This window comes from Ruminococcus sp. OA3, assembly GCF_022440845.1.
Classification (GTDB): domain Bacteria; phylum Bacillota; class Clostridia; order Lachnospirales; family Lachnospiraceae; genus Ruminococcus_G.
This window is the reverse complement of record NZ_JAKNTO010000001.1, coordinates 904,743-919,054: the sequence shown is the minus strand read 5'-3', so window position 1 is coordinate 919,054 and position 14,312 is coordinate 904,743. Positions and strand designations below refer to the sequence as shown.

Sequence of the window (14,312 nt, the reverse complement as noted above, 5' to 3'; positions counted from 1 at the left end):
AAGGAGGTCATCCATTATGACAACATTAGTACAAATTCTCGTAGCTGCTGCATTGGTGTTAAGCATCATCATTCCATTCGGTGTATACCTGATCGGTGAGAAGAACAGGGGGCGCTATAAGACTGCCATAGGCGTCAATTCCTTCTTCTTTTTCGGAACCATGATCGTAGCCGCAGGAGTTATCCTGGCAGGCAAGGTAAATGTCCTGGCTGCTGCCGGTGATTCCATGACTGTCGGTGCCGGCATGGCATATCTTGCCGCAGCGCTCGTAACCGGATTATCCTGTATCGGCGGCGGTATCGCAGTAGCCAGTGCTGCTTCGGCTGCCCTCGGAGCGATCAGCGAAGACTCCAGCATCCTCGGTAAATCCCTGATTTTCGTAGGTCTTGCCGAAGGTGTCGCTCTCTACGGCCTGATCATTTCCTTTATGATCTTAGGTAAACTTTAATGAAAATGTATTTGATCAGCGACAATGTTGATACCCAGACCGGAATGCGGCTGGCAGGCGTTGAAGGTGTCGTAGTGCATGAACGGGAGGAACTGCGCCATGCACTGGAAAACGCACTCGCAGACAAGGATATCGGGATCATCCTGCTGACAGAAAAATTCGGCCGGGAGTTTCCGGAGATTATCGATGAGGTGAAGCTTTCCCATAAGCTGCCTCTTCTCATTGAGATCCCGGACCGTCACGGCACGGGAAGAAAACCGGATTTCATTACTTCTTACATTAATGAATCCATCGGATTAAAACTATAACCATCCAGTAAAGAAGGTGATTAATTTGACTACAGAGGAAAAGCTGCAGCATTTTTATGATCTCTCTATCGAGGGAGCGCAGGCCGATGCGCAGAAGCTCATCGACACTCATAAAGCTGCTTTAGATAAAATGTTCATAGAACATAAAGAAGTGAAAAACCGTCAGGCGGAATCCGAACTGAAGGCAGAATCTGACAAACTGAAACGCGATTTCAACAAGGAAATCTCCAAAGAACAGCTCCTCATCAAGCGTCAACTCTCTGCCGTGACTTCAGAACTCCGCGAAAAACTTTTTGCCGAGGTGGAACAAAAACTGCTTGAATTTAAGAGAACCCCGGCCTACCAGGAGATGCTCTGCCGTCAGGTAAAAGAGGCGCTGGATTTTGCGGCCGGAGATGAGATGACTGTGTATCTGGATCCTTCCGATACCCATCTTGCAGATGCCATCGCAGAGAAACTCGATATTACAGGATTTGCCCCTACTATCTCAAAGGAAAGCTTTCTGGGAGGAATGCGGGCCGTCATCCGTTCCAAAAACATCCTGATCGACAATTCTTTTACAACATTGATGAATGACGAAAAAGAGAAATTTACCTTGGAGGTATAGCACATGAACAACACAGGAATCATCTACGGAATTAATGGTCCTGTTGTCTATCTGAAAGGAAACACCGGTTTTAAAATGTCTGAAATGGTGCATGTCGGAGACGATCATCTTGTCGGAGAAGTCATTGCCCTGACCAGGGACACCACCACAGTGCAGGTGTTTGAGGAGACGACAGGGCTGAAACCGGGTGCCGAGGTAACTGCAACCGGCGATGCGATCTCCGTAACACTCGGACCGGGAATCCTCAGCAATATATTTGACGGCATCCAGCGTCCTTTAAGCGAGATAGCAGCCCAATCCGGTAAATACATCAGCCGTGGTGTCAGTGTCGAGTCCCTGAACACGCAGAAAAAATGGGATGTACACGTAACTGTGAAACCCGGTGACGAGGTAATCGGCGGTATGATATTCGCTGAAACCCAGGAGACCAGATCCATCCTTCACAAGTCCATGATCCCGCCTTTCCTTGGCGGTACGATCAAAGAGGTAGTGCCGGATGGAGCTTATACCATTCAGGATAAGATCGCCGTACTGGAGCTCGCAGACGGTACCACGCGTGACCTCACGCTGTGCCAGAAATGGCCGATCCGTATCCCCAGGCCAACGTTAAAACGTTACCCGGCATCCCGTCCTCTGATCACTGGCCAGCGTATTCTGGATACCATGTTCCCCATCGCAAAAGGCGGCACTGCAGCCGTACCGGGCGGATTCGGAACCGGAAAGACCATGACGCAGCATCAGATTGCCAAATGGTCTGACGCTGATATTATCATCTATATCGGCTGTGGTGAACGTGGCAATGAAATGACACAGGTACTGGAAGAATTCCAGGAACTTGTCGACCCAAAAAGCGGTAATCCGCTGATGGACAGAACCTCACTGATCGCCAACACATCCAACATGCCTGTGGCTGCCCGCGAGGCCTCTATTTACACCGGTCTTACCCTGGCTGAATATTACCGCGATATGGGCTATGACGTCGCTATCATGGCAGATTCGACGTCACGCTGGGCGGAAGCACTCAGGGAACTCTCCGGACGTCTGGAGGAGATGCCTGCCGAGGAAGGTTTCCCGGCTTACCTGGCATCCCGGCTGTCCGCATTTTATGAGCGTGCGGGTATGATGCAGAATCTGAACGGCACCGAAGGGTCTGTCACCATTATCGGAGCCGTCTCCCCGCAGGGCGGCGATTTCTCAGAACCTGTCACGATGAACACCAAACGTTTTGTCCGCTGTTTCTGGGGACTTGATAAAGCTCTGGCATATGCCCGCCATTTCCCCGCTATCCACTGGCTGACCAGCTACAGTGAATATCTCACAGATCTGGCGCCGTGGTATAAGGACAACGTGAACAAAAACTTTGCGGACCTTCGCAACCAGCTGATGGCCCTTCTGAACCAGGAGAGCTCCCTGATGGAGATCGTAAAACTCATCGGAAGCGATGTGCTTCCCGATGATCAGAAACTCGTGCTTGAGATCGCGCGTGTGATCCGTCTCGGTTTTCTCCAGCAGAACGCCTTCCACAAAGAGGATACCAGCGTGCCTCTGTCGAAACAGTATCTGATGATGGAGGTCATCCTGTACCTGTATAAGAAATCAAGAGCCCTTGTGGCGCTGGGTATGCCAATCTCCGTGCTGAAAGAAGAGAATATATTTGAACGCATCATCGCCATTAAATATGATGTGCCGAACGACAAACCGGAACTTTTTGACCAGTATATGAAAGATATTGACGCGTTCTACGACCGCGTTCTTGAAAAGAATGGATAAGGAGGGTACCACTCATGGCAATTGAATATTTAGGTCTGAATGAGATCAACGGCCCTCTGGCAGTATTGGAAGGCGTAAAAAACGCTTCCTATGAGGAAATTGTTGAATTTATCATAGACGGAAGCGAAAAGAAACTGGGACGTATCGTGGAAATCTACGAAGACAAAGCCGTCATTCAGGTTTTTGAGGGTACAGAGAATATGTCCCTTGTCAATACACATACCCGTCTTACCGGGCATCCGATGGAGATCGCACTTTCACCGGATATCCTGGGACGTACTTTTGACGGTATCGGGAAACCGATCGACGGCCTGGGACCCATTGTTTCCGATACCAAACTGAATATCAACGGTCTTCCGCTCAACCCGGTTACCCGTGAATATCCGCGTAACTATATCCGCACGGGTATCTCTGCGATCGACGGCCTGACCACCCTGATCAGAGGTCAGAAACTTCCTATCTTTTCCGGGAACGGTCTGCCCCATGACCAGCTTGCAGCCCAGATCGTACAGCAGGCTTCCCTCGGTGACAACTCTGATGAAGAATTTGCCATCGTCTTTGCCGCGATGGGCGTCAAATACGATGTCGCTGAATTCTTCCGCAGGACCTTTGAAGAAAGCGGTGTTTCTGACCACGTTGTCATGTTCCTGAATCTGGCAAACGACCCGGTGGTAGAACGTCTGATCACACCGAAGGTGGCGCTCACAGCAGCTGAATACCTGGCGTTTGAGCAGGGTATGCATATCCTTGTCATTATGACGGATATCACCTCCTTCTGTGAAGCCATGCGTGAGGTTTCCTCATCGAAGGGTGAGATCCCATCCCGTAAGGGTTATCCGGGCTATCTGTACAGCGAACTTGCCACGCTGTATGAACGCGCGGGCATTGTGCGCGGCGGAACAGGGTCTGTCACACAAATCCCGATTCTGACCATGCCAAACGACGACATCACACATCCGATCCCCGACCTCACCGGCTATATCACAGAAGGCCAGATTGTTCTGGACCGTCAGCTGCACGGACAGTCGGTCTATCCTCCGATCAATGTGCTGCCCTCGCTTTCCCGTCTTATGAAAGATGGAATTGGTGAAGGTTATACGCGCGGTGATCATCAGGATGTCGCCAACCAGCTGTTCTCCTGCTACGCAAAAGTGGGGGACGCACGTGCGCTTGCATCCGTTATCGGAGAAGACGAACTTTCCCCGATCGATAAAAAATACCTGGTCTTCGGCAGGGAATTTGAAGAACAGTTCGTCGGCCAGGGGCCGTTTGAAAACCGAACGATAGAGCAGACACTGGAAAAAGGCTGGGAACTGCTGGGCATTCTTCCACGCGAAGAACTCGACCGTATCGATACAAAGGTTCTGGACCGGTATTATCGTCCGACCGAAGTTGACCTTGCAGCTAAGGCAAAGGCTGAAGCCAAACAGATGACAGAATAGAGGTGATTGTTCATGGATCCAAATACCTTCCCCACCAAGGGAAATCTGATTCTGGCAAAAAACTCTCTGGCACTCGCTAATCAGGGATTTGACCTGATGGACAAAAAGCGGAACATCCTGATCCGGGAACTGATGGAACTGATCGACGAAGCAAAGGATATTCAGTCACAGATCGATATCACATTTCGTGAGGCTTACGCTGCGCTTCAGACTGCCAACATGGAAATCGGTATCAATCACGTGCAGACGATCTCCTATTCCATTCCTGTCGAGGATTCCATCCGGATTAAGACGCGAAGCATCATGGGAACGGAAATCCCCCTGGTGGAGGCGGATCCGATCGCCCCGCTGCCCACCTACGCTTACTACAGCACGCGGGAATCCCTGGACGAAGCCAGGCAGGCATTTGAACGCGTGAAAGAACTGACCATCAAATTGTCCATGGTGGAAAATTCCGCGTACCGGCTGGCTGCCAATATTAAAAAGACACAGAAGCGCGCCAACGCGTTGAAGAACATTACGATTCCTCACTATCAGCAGCTGTCAAAGGATATCTCCAATGCCCTGGAAGAAAAAGAACGTGAGGAATTTACACGGCTTAAGGTAATTAAAAAAATGCATTCCGGAAGATAACCGGAATGCATTTCTATTTCTCACAGTTTCATCAGATACTCCTGTACCGCTGTGATCGCATTGGCTCCATCCGCCGTCGCTGTGATGATCTGGCGGAGCATCTTGGTCCTGACATCTCCTGCCGCGAAGATTCCTGCATGTGTCGTCTTCGTGTCTTCCCCTGCAATCATGTAACCCGCCTCATCTACATCCGCCAGATCACGGAATGCCTCCGAATTCGGCTGAATTCCCACCGCTACAAAGACTCCGTCAACTTCACACATTTCTTCTTTTCCAGTCTTCACGTTATGCAGCTTCACAGCTTCCACCTGCTCCTCACCAACGATTTCATCCACGACACTGTCCCATTTCATCACAACATTGTCAAGTTCCATCAGACGTTTCTGCAGGATACCCGCAGCGCGCAGCTGGTCACGGCGGTGCACAACATAGACTTTCTTACAGCCGCGTGCGAGAAAGATTGCATCTTCCACCGCGACATCTCCGCCGCCTATTACGGCTACTGTCTTATTTCTGAAAAAAGCTCCGTCACACGTTGCACAGTAGGATACGCCCATGCCTGCAAGTTTCGCCTCTCCCGGCACACCCAGCATGCGGTGGGTGGCCCCCGGTGCCAGAATGACTGCTTTTGTCCTGTAATTTCCGTCTTTCGTGTGAACGGTCTTGACACCTCCGTCCTCCGTGATTCCCGTCACCTCAGCCCTCACAAACTCTGTGCCCATGTTCTCGGCATGTGCCCTGAATTTCTCAGCCAGTTCCATTCCGCTGACACCCGGCAGGCCCGGATAGTTGTCAACCTCATACGTATTCTGCACCTGCCCTCCGCTCACATAGGAAGCTTCCATGACAATCATAGACAGCCCTGCTCTCTGTCCGTATATAGCTGCACTCAAGCCGGCAGGACCGCTTCCTACCACAATCACGTCATACACCTGATTCATCTTTAAACCCCTTTCTGAATTGCTTCCACATCTTCCATCGCCTGGATAATCTGCACCTGATTCTTTTCACCTTCCTGATAATGTACCACTTTAATTCCGCTTACCATGGAGAGAGCGCTGTCAACGGTAACCGACGTATAATCCAGCTTCTCCTCGTCCAGATAGAAAAAGTACGTACTGGTCTTCGTCAGTTCATCGTCACTCTTTTCATAGGTCAGATCTTCGATTGCCGCCAGAAATGCACTCTCCCGCATCCCCAGCATAATATCATGCGCCACGCGGATCGGAACCTTGGTAACCGTCAGATCTCCATATACGGAAGTCACAAAACAATTCTGTATTACCGTGGCGTCGCTTCCATAATTATAAACCACCACATAAAGATTCTGCCCCTCTTTCACAAGTGTCACATATCCGTATTGACCGCTTTTGACCACTTCATCCGATCTTTCTTCATCGACCTCCCAGCCATTGTCGATAAACGCCTGTACCGGTGCCGGAAGCTGATAAAGACTGCCTCCGTACTCGACGGTAAAGTCCATGATATTATTGGACACCATAAGCGGTGCCTGGTAATCTTTTACTTCCTGCGTGGCACCTTTTTTGACTGCCTTATATAATTCCGCATCCTCCGGATTGGTCTGATTACACAGTTCTGCGGTATTCAAAATCTCCGTATCAGCGTCAAACGTGAGAACGGCTTTCCGGTAAACTCCATACTCATATGTCAATGTAATAGATTCCTGATCCTCGTACCGGTCCCTCGGCGTCCCGTATGCATCCGTCACCTGTACGACAGTCGCCTCCTGCATCACGATATTTCCCGGCAATGTGATCTTCTCCCCCGCGTCCTGAGTTTTCAGGGTCACTTTCCCTATATGGCATTCACTGATTGGCATTGGGTCAACCGAAAAATTCGTAATGTCCGCACTCAGTGATGCGCCTTCCATCTGAAATTTTTTATCTTCCAGATAGGATTCCCCGGAAATCTCTTCCGTATCCTCCCCTTTATACTCCCATCCATTATCCGTCAGTTCCTGATATGTCACGGGAAGCCGATAATTCACGCCTTTAATAGAAAATTCAAAGCTCTGCAGTTCCGATTCAATGCTTACTTCTTCGTCCTCCTGCTCACTCTCTTCCTGAGAAGCCAGAGGGACGCTCTTTTCTTCCTGTTTGCTGCAGCCGCCCAGCGCGAACACCGCGATCAACAGACAAAAAAGTACTGCTCTCTTCATATTCGTCCTCCTATCTACTATGCAAATTGTATCACAAAGACTAGTGTTTTCCAATGAATTTGTTTGTGATCTTCATCATAAACTGTTACCAACGGACGTATGCGGACCACTTATCCGGTCCCGAAAGGAATCCCATGTTTCATTTAAAAATTAAAAAGCCGGCGAAAAGCATTGTTGTACTGTTTCTGGCGGCAGTCTTTGTCCTCGGCCTCGTACTCGGTATATGGCGGGGTATCTCCTCCCCCGCCAACCGGAAGTTCGAAACGTATACAAATGACCTTTTCGAAGACCAGGTATCCCAAAATACACTCAATCTGCATTATACACTTGCAAATCCCAAAGAATACGGAATTGACGACTACACTGTTACACTTGGTGCCGCAGCCATCGAAGATGCCGATGAATATTACGCTGCCCTTGAAAACAGCAGAAATATCCTGTCTGATTTCTCGTATGACAGTCTGTCCAGGGAGAACCAGCTGACATTTGATATCCTGGATCTTTATTTCGAAACAGAACTGTCCCTCGGCGATCATTACATACTTTCAGAAATGTTGAGTCCTTCTCTCGGCATCCAGGCGCAGCTTCCTCTTCTCCTCGCCGAATACAATTTCCAAACCCGCCAGGATGTCACAGACTATCTAAAACTGCTCATGGATATTCCTTCCTATTTTGAAGATGTTCTGCGATTTGAAAATAATAAGGCAAAAAATGGCTGTTTTATGAGTGATACTACCGTTGACCGGATTATCGCCCAGTGCAGTTCCTTTATTTCCTCCGGCGAATCCAACTATCTGAATACGGTCTTTCAACAAAAAATAGAAGAAAACACGTTTCTGTCTGACAGGGAGAAGGAAGCCTGTCTGACAAAACATGCAGAGATCGTTCAAAAATATGTACTTCCCGCCTACGAGAATCTGATCAGCGGCCTGACACAGTTAAAGGGGAGCGGTTCCAATGACAACGGCCTGTATTATCTGGACGGCGGTCAGGACTATTACGAATACCTTCTGAAGAGCAACTGCGGCATATACAGCTCCGTCGAAGAGCTTCAGACACGCCTGGGCAAACAGCTGCTCAGTGATTACCGCGAGATCCAGTCCCTGCTCGAGAGCAATCCGTCTCTTACAACGTCCGTATTCAACCCCGTCATGACGGATATGACTCCTCAGCAGATGCTGACGGACCTTCAGACGGAAATCACCCGTGATTTTCCGGATCCTCCCTCTGTTACCTATGATATCAAATACATACACGAAGACCTGAAAGAATACTTAAGTCCTGCATTTTACCTGACCCCTCCGATCGACACGCATACCCCTAATATGATCTACCTGAATCCCGCATCCAGCCTCACAGGAGTCGAACTCTACACAACACTGGCCCATGAAGGTTTTCCCGGTCATCTCTATCAGACGAACTATTTTGCTCAGAGCAGCCACGCTCCCATACGCCACCTGCTGAATATGGGCGGGTATATCGAGGGCTGGGCAACCTATACAGAATCTTATGCCTACAATTACGCAGGGCTGGAGTCAGGCCTGGGACGCCTGCTGTGGCTGAACCGCTCCATGAATCTCTGTCTGTACTCCCTTCTCGATATCGGCATCCACTATTACGGCTGGACTCTGACCGACACCACCGAATATCTTCAGAGTTTTGGTATCTCTGACACTTCGGTCATCCGGGAAATCTTCCAGTGTATTGTGGAAGACCCCTCCAATTACATCCGGTATTATGGCGGCTGCCTTTCTTTCATGGATCTCCGTGAGGAAGTTGCTGCACTCGATGAAGACATCCAGCCGGTGGATTTTCACCGGGAAGTTCTGGAGATCGGTCCCTGTCAGTTCCCGATACTTGAAGAATACGTACTGGACGCATTTTAACCAATACAAAGAACCCGGATCGGATGCGTCAGCTCTGACAAATCCGAACCGGGTTCTTTTTTTACATTCTGCCTGCCAGAAAAACACTCGCCGCAATGCCGGCAGCCGTGGCAATGAGCGCACCCGCCAGCGTATACCGGCTTTTCTTTACTTTTGCAGCGATAAAGTATACACTCATCGTATAAAAAATAGTCTCCGTGCAGCTCATCATGATAGAGGCGGTTCTGCCCAGCATGGAATCTGTGCCGAATTCTTTATAGATATCCAGCAGAAGTCCGGAAGCCGCACTGGATGAAAACATTTTCACGACAGCCAGAGGCACAAGTTCGGCCGGAAAACCCAGCCCTCTCAGCAGATGCCCCATTCCAGCTCCCAGAAGCTCCAGCAGTCCGCTTGCCCTCAGAACCCCGACCGCCGTCATCAGCCCTATGAGCGTCGGTACAATCTGATAAACTGTGATCAGACCGTCCTTTGCCCCTTTTACAAAGGATTCATACACGTTCTGTTTCATCAGCAGACCGAAGCCGACGATATAAAAAATCACCAGCGGAATTATCATATCAGAAAAGAACAGAAGGAATTTCATTCAAACCTCTTTATCATATTCACTCTTTTCATTATATGTGCCGATAAATTTTTATATCCGGCTACCAGTAGACTTTTCCATATCGAAAGTACAACTTTTTAAGTCCCCACAGACTCTGGCAGACATGGCGGCAGGTCTTTTCATATATGATAAGCACTGCATCCGTATCTTTCCGCGATATGCGTTCCGGACCGAAAGCCTCCCTGAACACCGTCTGAACAGCAGTATATGCCTCCGCCGGAGAGATATCCGGTACCACCTCTGCAAGCGCATCCGGAAATCCCTTTTCTGTTCCATCATATTCCCTCAGGTGTCCGCCAAAATGCAGCACTTCCAGGACACGGGCATACAGCCGGTCCGCCCTGTACCTCCGGTACAGGTGCTTTCTCCGCCTTCTGCGGAGCACCAGGTACTTCCACATGCAGACTGCCGCTGTGCTCACAGCCGCCAGCACTCCCAGCATAAAGACTGCCGTTTCCCATCCTTCACGTATCGCCGTGCTCTCACGGTCGGCATCCTGCTCCTCACCGGAACGCTCCGGTTCTTCCGCCGCCCCGGGAGTACTTTGAACCTGCTGCTGTTCCTGCGCCGCATTTGCCTGCACCGGAGCAGATTCAGGAGACACGACACTGCCTGGGGGTGTGGTCTCCACCGGAATCCATCCCCTTCCATCCAGATAAACTTCCGCCCATGCATGTGCTCTTCCATCATCCAGTACCGCCCGATAAGTTCCGTCTTCCTGCTGTGCGAACGCATCTGCCTTCGCCAGGTATCCCGTCACATAACGTGCCGGAACATTATAATACCGATACATCAGCACCGCCGCCGAAGCAAAATGCTGGCAGTATCCGCTGCCCTTTTCCAGCAGAAAATATTCAACCGGGTCCTGTCCGTACGGTGCGACTCCAGGTGTAAGGGTATACGTTGCCGTAGAATGGAGCGTCCCGAGAATAAACTCCGTAATGCCCTCATAATCTGTCATCGGGTGTTCCTCGCACAGAGCTTTCAGCCGGGACAGACTATTGTCCGGTACCTGCAGATACGTCTCGGCGACATATTGCCGGTACCTCCCCTCCAGCATCTGATACTCAGGCCAGGCATCCACGGGCATCCCCGAGACGGTATCCTGGAATTCCTTCTCGCCATAAATCTGTGCGGTATACCCCTCTCCTGAATGCTCCTGAAGCTTTGACACCGTAGGCAGATATATCTCTGTTCTATTTTGATTTACATAACGTGCGGATAAGGTCTGTCCCTGACCGCCTGCGGCGGACTGCATCAGATAAAATTTTCCATTCTCAAATCTGTCCCGAACCTCCTGAAGGTCCTGCCCGCTCTCCTGCGCCGCCTCCTCAAGAAATGGAGTCTCATCCGCCGAAGTCCAGCTGCCATCCGCATACGCACCGCCTGTGAATCCCTTCAGATACAGATTTTCCTCCGGTTTGGCGGTGAGCACGAGTTCCAGCTGGTCTTTGCCGGTCGGGTAACTGTTGGAACGGCTGATCTGACCATTACTCTCAGAATCCGCGAACAATTCCGACACGGTCTGCCTGATATATCCCTCTGCTCTCGCAGGTATCGTCAGCATTTTCTCCATCTGATCCACAGTCAGCAACTGTGCCAGCAGCAGAAAAGCCAGCATGAATACGCCGAGCAGCGCCGTACACCTGCCCGCAGCGGCCGTCTGACTGCCCGGGGTCGTCAGCGGCGACTGTCTTCTGTCACGGGCTATACTGCCCATCACACTTGTTCCCATATGAAAGAAGGCGAACAGACAGAGCTCCGTCACATCCAGTACCTGTCCAAGCAGCGGTCCTGCGAAGACAATCGGAATGCTGAAAAAATAAAATATCCAGGCTTTCCTGACGATAAATACCAACCAGAAAATCAAAATGCCACAGAGAATCCCAAGCAATACCAGGGTCTCTGTAAGATCGATACGCTCCGGCACCGCTGCCTCTCCCTGGCTGATCTGAATCAGCAGCTTCAGCTGATGATGTACATCCCTGACATAATACGCTGCTGCGCATGCAGCTGTGATGCCGAGAATCCGTGTCAGTACGGGATGCCTGTTTCTCCCGAAATATGATAACCAGATAACACCGCAGACCGCAGTGACCACGAGTGCTCCCTCCACCTGCCGGCATGTCAGGATCAAAATAAAAGTCAGTGCGTAGAGAATACCCAGAACACCGCATACATAACAGAAAAATGTGATTACAGACCACAGGATACCCGTTTGGGTCAGCGGTGCACGATACCTGTCCTCCCATATCTCGGCTCCCGGATCCGTAATGTTTCTGTTCTTATGTTTTTTCTCAGCCAGAAAACCACCCCTTTTCAAGCTCCTGTTCATAATCCTCTTCTGAAAAATGAGCCAGCTGCTGCTGGTCCAAAAAGAGCTGGAGTTTCATATTCAGGCACAAAATCGTTTCATCCGGTCTTAAAAACTGAGACACTTCAGGCATCTCCTTCAGGTTCTCACCGGCACCTCCGGAATATGAGGCACATAAGATGATCTCTTTTAACATTCCCCGGTAATCCTCTTCATTTCGAATCATTTTCTCTTCGCCGCTTTTTTTCTCCATATCATGCCAGCACACACGGAATTCTCTCCCCGCATCCAGGAATCCGTGCAGTACGGAGGCTGACAGCTCACAGAAGGCATCCAGACGGCGGATATCCTCATCCCCGCTTTTTCGGAAGTCCAGATAAATGGTCGCTGTACACTGTGATTCCGCCGCAAACTGCCTGCTCATCATCTGGTCCATCTTGGCGCTCAGCTTCCAGTGAATGTCTCTCATGGAATCACCATCCTGATACTGCCGGATCTGGTACAGTTCAGGAGGCTGGCTCCCTGGCATGTCCGGTCTGGGCTCTCCCCCGGAGGGATAGATGACAGCAGCATTCCAGTCAGCCTCAATCTTCACAGGCCGTCCTGAAGGAAATACCAGGACCCTGAGATCCTCCACTTTTTTGCTGCGGCCTCTGAACAGCATGAGGTAATCATACACTCTTACCCTCCTGATCCCCACATGCAGAATCCCGCAGTATCTGGAAGCCGCCTGGAATTCCATCTTCACAGGCTGCCTGTGCCCCGCCATATATCCGTACAGTTTCTTTGTTCCCCGGACTGCAATTTCCGGATTATAGTATTCCAGCTCCACTTCAAACTGTGCCGCCGGCAGCCGGGATCTGTTCGAAACCCATACCCTCCCGGTCACCGACTCTCCTTTTGGCACGGTGTCACTTTCCAGCTCCAGCCTCACGTCCAGTCTGCCTGAGAGATACCTGGACAGCAGAAACATCCCCACCAGAAAAAAAAGCTCCGCCACAAACAGCATCATCAGGGCATTAGACCGGTATACTCCCGCCAGATAAAATGTAAGTGCCGAAAAGATCACATAACAGTTTCTTCTCATCCGCTATTTCCTCTTTAGTAATGGTTTGGGAACACTCTCCAGAATATCTTCCATGATATCTTCCCGGCTGATTCCGTCCATGCGTCCACGCACATTCATCTGAATCCTGTGCCGGACTACCGCCGGAAACTGGCTGATCACATCCGCCGGGGATACGAATTCATTTCCCTGCAGCCAGGCGATCGCACGCGCCATCTTTACCAGTGCGATGGTTCCCCTCGGACTCGCCCCTGTTTCAAGATACTTGCTCTCTCTGGTCGCAGTAATCAGTCTTACAATATATTCATAGATCGAATCATGAATATATACTCTGGAAACTTCGCTCTGCATATCCAGCAGCTGCTCCATCGTGACTCTCGCTCTCAGATTCTCCGTTCTTGTCCCTTCCTCGACCTCTTTCGCCATGGCGAGTTCACTTTTAAAATCCGGATACCCCATTGTCATACATACCATAAAGCGGTCCATCTGCGCCGGCGGCAGCATCTGCGTGCCCGCCGACCCATAGGGATTCTGCGTCGCAATGACGAAAAACGGAAACGGTACTGTCCTCGTCACCCCATCCACCGTCACCTGCCTCTCCTCCATCACTTCCAAAAGTGCTGACTGTGTCTTCGGGGACGTGCGATTGATCTCATCTGCCAGCAGCAGGTTGCAAAAGACTGCTCCCGGCAGATAAACAAATTTCTGCACGTCTTTTTTGTATACGGAAAACCCCGTAAGGTCAGACGGCAGGACGTCCGGTGTGAACTGCACACGTTTCCATTTCAGTCCCATCATTTTCGAAAATGCCAGAGCCAGCGTCGTCTTTCCAACTCCCGGAATATCCTCCAGCAAAATATGCCCGCCGGCGAGCAGTGCCGCCAATGCCTCCAGGGTAAATATTTCTTTTCCCAGGATCACCTGATTGGCGCCCGCCAATATATCCCAGGCTATATCTCTGTTCTTGTTCATTTTATATTCCCTCCAAATTATGATCTCCCTTGTCTTTCTATTGTATCATACTACCGGGACTTAACTGGAGGTCAAGTCAT

13 protein-coding genes are annotated in these 14,312 nt (G+C 50.3%); 7 read left to right on the top strand and 6 right to left on the bottom strand.

The annotated features are described in order from the left end of the window. Window positions 1–16: 16 nt before the first annotated feature. The 6 genes from MCG98_RS04225 to MCG98_RS04200 are packed head-to-tail and all read left to right on the top strand — an operon-like array spanning window position 17 to window position 5,208. Window positions 17–448, top strand: coding sequence for an ATP synthase subunit C (locus MCG98_RS04225; RefSeq protein ID WP_240300583.1), 432 nt, complete (start codon window positions 17–19; stop codon window positions 446–448). Next, window positions 448–756 (top strand): V-type ATP synthase subunit F, encoded by a 309-nt coding sequence (locus MCG98_RS04220; protein ID WP_240300582.1) that lies wholly within the window; start codon window positions 448–450, stop codon window positions 754–756. Before MCG98_RS04225 ends, MCG98_RS04220 begins: the two co-directional genes overlap by 1 nt. A 25-nt stretch (window positions 757–781) precedes the next feature. Further along, on the top strand, window positions 782–1,363 hold the full coding sequence (locus MCG98_RS04215; protein ID WP_240300581.1) for a V-type ATP synthase subunit E: 582 nt from the start codon (window positions 782–784) through the stop codon (window positions 1,361–1,363). A gap of 3 nt (window positions 1,364–1,366) precedes the next feature. Next, on the top strand, window positions 1,367–3,133 hold the full coding sequence (locus MCG98_RS04210) for a V-type ATP synthase subunit A (RefSeq protein WP_240300580.1): 1,767 nt from the start codon (window positions 1,367–1,369) through the stop codon (window positions 3,131–3,133). A gap of 14 nt (window positions 3,134–3,147) precedes the next feature. Further along, complete coding sequence (locus MCG98_RS04205) at window positions 3,148–4,575, top strand: V-type ATP synthase subunit B (protein WP_240300579.1); 1,428 nt, start codon at window positions 3,148–3,150, stop codon at window positions 4,573–4,575. A gap of 12 nt (window positions 4,576–4,587) precedes the next feature. Beyond that, window positions 4,588–5,208 (top strand): V-type ATP synthase subunit D, encoded by a 621-nt coding sequence (locus tag MCG98_RS04200; RefSeq protein WP_240300578.1) that lies wholly within the window; start codon window positions 4,588–4,590, stop codon window positions 5,206–5,208. Between the two features lie 20 nt (window positions 5,209–5,228). Here the strand turns inward: MCG98_RS04200 and trxB are convergent, their stop codons facing one another. Both trxB and MCG98_RS04190 read right to left on the bottom strand, forming a co-directional pair. Next, the gene (gene trxB / locus MCG98_RS04195; RefSeq protein ID WP_240300577.1) at window positions 5,229–6,149 is read right to left on the bottom strand and encodes a thioredoxin-disulfide reductase; all 921 of its coding nucleotides are present in this window, start codon (window positions 6,147–6,149) and stop codon (window positions 5,229–5,231) included. 2 nt (window positions 6,150–6,151) lie between these two features. Continuing rightward, entirely contained in the window at window positions 6,152–7,387 is a 1,236-nt protein-coding gene (locus tag MCG98_RS04190; RefSeq protein ID WP_240300576.1) for a hypothetical protein, read from the bottom strand. 134 nt (window positions 7,388–7,521) lie between these two features. Here MCG98_RS04190 and MCG98_RS04185 point away from each other — a divergent pair, with 134 nt between their 5' ends. Then, the gene (locus tag MCG98_RS04185; protein WP_240300575.1) at window positions 7,522–9,273 is read left to right on the top strand and encodes a DUF885 domain-containing protein; all 1,752 of its coding nucleotides are present in this window, start codon (window positions 7,522–7,524) and stop codon (window positions 9,271–9,273) included. Window positions 9,274–9,334: 61 nt separating this feature from the next. Here MCG98_RS04185 and MCG98_RS04180 read toward each other — a convergent pair whose 3' ends face one another. From MCG98_RS04180 to MCG98_RS04165, 4 genes are all read right to left on the bottom strand, one after another. Then, window positions 9,335–9,859: a nucleoside recognition domain-containing protein gene (locus MCG98_RS04180; RefSeq protein ID WP_240300574.1), complete on the bottom strand. Its 525-nt coding sequence runs from the start codon at window positions 9,857–9,859 to the stop codon at window positions 9,335–9,337. Between the two features lie 61 nt (window positions 9,860–9,920). Beyond that, on the bottom strand, window positions 9,921–12,215 hold the full coding sequence (locus tag MCG98_RS04175) for a transglutaminase family protein (RefSeq protein WP_240300573.1): 2,295 nt from the start codon (window positions 12,213–12,215) through the stop codon (window positions 9,921–9,923). Further along, the gene (locus MCG98_RS04170; protein WP_240300572.1) at window positions 12,178–13,281 is read right to left on the bottom strand and encodes a DUF58 domain-containing protein; all 1,104 of its coding nucleotides are present in this window, start codon (window positions 13,279–13,281) and stop codon (window positions 12,178–12,180) included. Before MCG98_RS04170 ends, MCG98_RS04175 begins: the two co-directional genes overlap by 38 nt. Window positions 13,282–13,284: 3 nt before the next feature. Then, window positions 13,285–14,232: a MoxR family ATPase gene (locus tag MCG98_RS04165; protein WP_240300571.1), complete on the bottom strand. Its 948-nt coding sequence runs from the start codon at window positions 14,230–14,232 to the stop codon at window positions 13,285–13,287. Window positions 14,233–14,312: the final 80 nt, after the last annotated feature.

Coding starts and splice junctions, on each gene's coding strand:
- MCG98_RS04225 (WP_240300583.1), top strand. CDS start 17: ATGACAACATTAGTACAAATTCTCGTAGCTGCTGCATTGGTGTTAAGC.
- MCG98_RS04220 (WP_240300582.1), top strand. CDS start 448: ATGAAAATGTATTTGATCAGCGACAATGTTGATACCCAGACCGGAATG.
- MCG98_RS04210 (WP_240300580.1), top strand. CDS start 1,367: ATGAACAACACAGGAATCATCTACGGAATTAATGGTCCTGTTGTCTAT.
- MCG98_RS04205 (WP_240300579.1), top strand. CDS start 3,148: ATGGCAATTGAATATTTAGGTCTGAATGAGATCAACGGCCCTCTGGCA.
- MCG98_RS04200 (WP_240300578.1), top strand. CDS start 4,588: ATGGATCCAAATACCTTCCCCACCAAGGGAAATCTGATTCTGGCAAAA.
- trxB (WP_240300577.1), bottom strand. CDS start 6,149: ATGAATCAGGTGTATGACGTGATTGTGGTAGGAAGCGGTCCTGCCGGC.
- MCG98_RS04190 (WP_240300576.1), bottom strand. CDS start 7,387: ATGAAGAGAGCAGTACTTTTTTGTCTGTTGATCGCGGTGTTCGCGCTG.
- MCG98_RS04185 (WP_240300575.1), top strand. CDS start 7,522: ATGTTTCATTTAAAAATTAAAAAGCCGGCGAAAAGCATTGTTGTACTG.
- MCG98_RS04180 (WP_240300574.1), bottom strand. CDS start 9,859: ATGAAATTCCTTCTGTTCTTTTCTGATATGATAATTCCGCTGGTGATT.
- MCG98_RS04175 (WP_240300573.1), bottom strand. CDS start 12,215: ATGAACAGGAGCTTGAAAAGGGGTGGTTTTCTGGCTGAGAAAAAACAT.
- MCG98_RS04170 (WP_240300572.1), bottom strand. CDS start 13,281: ATGAGAAGAAACTGTTATGTGATCTTTTCGGCACTTACATTTTATCTG.
- MCG98_RS04165 (WP_240300571.1), bottom strand. CDS start 14,232: ATGAACAAGAACAGAGATATAGCCTGGGATATATTGGCGGGCGCCAAT.